This is a genomic window from Agromyces humi (genome assembly GCF_009720255.1).
GTDB lineage: Bacteria > Actinomycetota > Actinomycetes > Actinomycetales > Microbacteriaceae > Agromyces > Agromyces humi.
This window is the reverse complement of the sequence record NZ_WJSP02000474.1, coordinates 1-2487: the sequence shown is the minus strand read 5'-3', so window position 1 is coordinate 2487 and position 2487 is coordinate 1. Positions and strand designations below refer to the sequence as shown.

The window sequence follows — 2487 nt, the reverse complement described above, 5'->3', positions numbered from 1 at the left end:
AGCCTGATGCTCCAGTCCGACGGCGCCCTCAACGGGCTGCTCGACAAGGTCGGCCTGGGCGCCTTCACCCAGGACTGGCTCTCGAATCCCGACCTGGCGATCTGGACCCTCCTCGGGATCATCACCTTCGGCGACGCCAACCACCGCGCTCTGCTCACGCACCAGGGCAAGTACCAGGCCCGCGCCGCCGGCGACGTGATCGCCGCCCGCGCGCTGGGGCGACCGATCGATGCCTCGCCATGGGGCGTGCACGCCGCCACAGCCGACCATGCCGCGGTGCCGCAGGTGGTGTTCGCCGAGCCCGAGTGCGCGTCGGTCGGGCTGACCGAGGCCGAGACCGCGAGGTCCGGCCGCGCGGTGCGGGTCGCCGACGTGCCGATGCAGTCGGCGAGCGGCGCCGGCATCCTCGCGGACGGCTACGAGGGACGGGCCAGGCTCGTGATCGACGCCGACCGCGACGTCGTCATCGGGGCCACGTTCGTCGGCCAGGACGTCGCGGAGCTCGTGCACGCCGCGACCATCGCCGTGGTGGGCGAGGTGCCCGTCGCACGGCTGTGGCACGCGGTGCCGTCGTTCCCCACCATGAGCGAGGTGTGGCTGCGCCTGCTCGAGGACCTCGGCCGGCCCGAGGCGGCGGCATGAGCGAGCGCCGGGTGACGATCCGGCTCACCGACTCCCCCATCAGCCGCGCCGGCTACCGGTGGGCGACGCTCGTGGGATTCACCTGGGGGTTCCTCTGGAGCACCGGGCCGATCGAGCGGCGCCAGGGCCTCTTCGTGTTCACGGGCATGCCGAAGTGGACGTTCGGGCGCGGCGGCTCCTGCGTGGGCGGCTGCTACCTCACCGACCGGAACGCCGGAGACGTCGTGCTCGGCCATGAAGCGGTGCACAGGCAGCAGTGGCTGACGTACGGCATGCTCTTCCCGCTGCTCTACCTCATCGCCGGGCGCGATCCGCTGCAGAACCGCTTCGAGATCGAGGCCGGACTCGAGGCCGGCGGGTACCTGCCGCGTCGGCGGCCACGCCGCTGAGACGCCGAACGGCCCGGATGCCGCGTGCTGCGGCATCCGGGCCGTTCATGCCCGTGTCTCGGCGGGCGCCGCGTGTCTCAGCCCGCCTGCGCGGCGGCCGAGAGCGACGCGACGAGCTGGTCGAGCCCGTAGGTGAGGGAGAGCGCCGTCGGCGGCGAGACGGCCGCGATGAGCTCGGTGCCGACGACCTGGGCGACCTGGCCGCGGGCGACCGCGGGGATGGCCTGGATGGGCGCCGACTGCAGGAACGCGTCGGCCTCCGCCTGGGTGTCGTGGTAGCTGAGGATCAGGTCGGAGTCGAGCTGGTCGAGCTGCTCGTAGCTCAGCGTGTAGAAGAACGGCGAGTCGCCGTTGGCGAGCTCGGCGACGGCCGGCGCGTCCTCGATGCCGAACGCGGAGAGGAACTCCACGCGCGAGTCCTCCTGCGTGTAGACGTAGAAGGTGCCGCCGACGTCCCAGACCGCGGCGATCGTCTGTCCGTCGAGCTCGGGGTGGGCCTCCGCCTGCGCGGCGAGCTGGGCGTCGAGGTCGTCGAGCACGTCCTGCGCCTCGTCGGCCTTGCCGAGGGCAGTGCCGACGATGCTGACCGTCTCGCGCCACGGCGTCGTCCACGGCTGGTCGGGGTACGCGACGGTCGGCGCGATCTCGCTGAGCAGGTCGTACTGCTCCTCGGTGATGCCCGAGTAGGGAGCGAGGATGACGTCGGGGGCGGCCTCGATGAGCTCCTCGTAGGGCGGCGCCTCGCCGTCGTCGGTGAGGATGACCGGCGTCTCGACGCCGAGCTCGTCGAGCTCGTCGGCGACCCACGGCAGCACGCCATCGGCGTTCGCGCCATACGACTGCTGTGCCATCGCGACGGGCACGACGCCCACCGCGAGCGCGGCCTCGGTGCTCCCCCAGCCCCAGGTCGCGACGCGCTCGGGCGCGGCGGGGATCTCCGTCTCGCCGAAGGCGTGCTCGATGGTGATCGGGAAGGAGCCGTCGGATGCCGCGGCGGAGCCGGACCCGGATTCCTCGGGAGCGGCCGAGGAGCAGCCGGCGAGGGCGAGGGCGGCCGCGGCGGCGGCGATGACGGCGATCGTGCGTCGGGCGTGCATGAACTCCCTTTCGATGGAGTGGATTGAGGTTAGCCTAACCTAAATCTCAAGCCCGGTGAAACCGGCCGATCGGCACGATCATGGGCGAGCCGGCCACCGGATCGTCGGCGATGACGCACTCCAGACCGAAGGCCGTTCCGACCGTCTCGGCGGTCATGACCGCGGCGGGCTTCCCGGCGGCCGCGATGCGCCCCCCGTCGACGACGACGAGGTGGTCGGCGTAGCGGGCGGCGAGGTTGAGCTCGTGCAGCACCATCACCACCGTGGTGCCGTGCAGGCGGTTCGACTCGGTGAGCAGGTCTAGCTCGTCGAGCGCTTCGCAGCTGAGGTCGCCCCGATCGCGCGCCGGGAGTTCCCCA

At 72.2% G+C, this 2487-nt stretch carries 2 protein-coding genes and 2 pseudogenes; 2 read left to right on the top strand and 2 right to left on the bottom strand.

Translation table 11 applies throughout. From position 1 onward, the window contains the following. Window positions 1-642: pseudogene (locus tag GH736_RS21095) on the top strand (NAD(P)/FAD-dependent oxidoreductase); the annotation flags it as partial. Next, complete coding sequence (locus GH736_RS21090; RefSeq protein ID WP_159606805.1) at window positions 639-1031, top strand: Fe-S oxidoreductase; 393 nt, start codon at window positions 639-641, stop codon at window positions 1029-1031. The pseudogene GH736_RS21095 and the gene GH736_RS21090, both read left to right, overlap by 4 nt. 77 nt (window positions 1032-1108) lie before the next feature. On the opposite strand, the gene GH736_RS21085 is transcribed toward GH736_RS21090, so the two are convergent. Next, the gene (locus GH736_RS21085; protein ID WP_159606803.1) at window positions 1109-2128 is read right to left on the bottom strand and encodes an iron-siderophore ABC transporter substrate-binding protein; all 1020 of its coding nucleotides are present in this window, start codon (window positions 2126-2128) and stop codon (window positions 1109-1111) included. A gap of 46 nt (window positions 2129-2174) precedes the next feature. Next, a pseudogene (locus GH736_RS21080) lies at window positions 2175-2487 on the bottom strand (cobalamin/Fe(3+)-siderophore ABC transporter ATP-binding protein); the annotation flags it as partial.

Coding starts and splice junctions, on each gene's coding strand:
- GH736_RS21090 (WP_159606805.1), top strand. CDS start 639: ATGAGCGAGCGCCGGGTGACGATCCGGCTCACCGACTCCCCCATCAGC.
- GH736_RS21085 (WP_159606803.1), bottom strand. CDS start 2,128: ATGCACGCCCGACGCACGATCGCCGTCATCGCCGCCGCCGCGGCCGCC.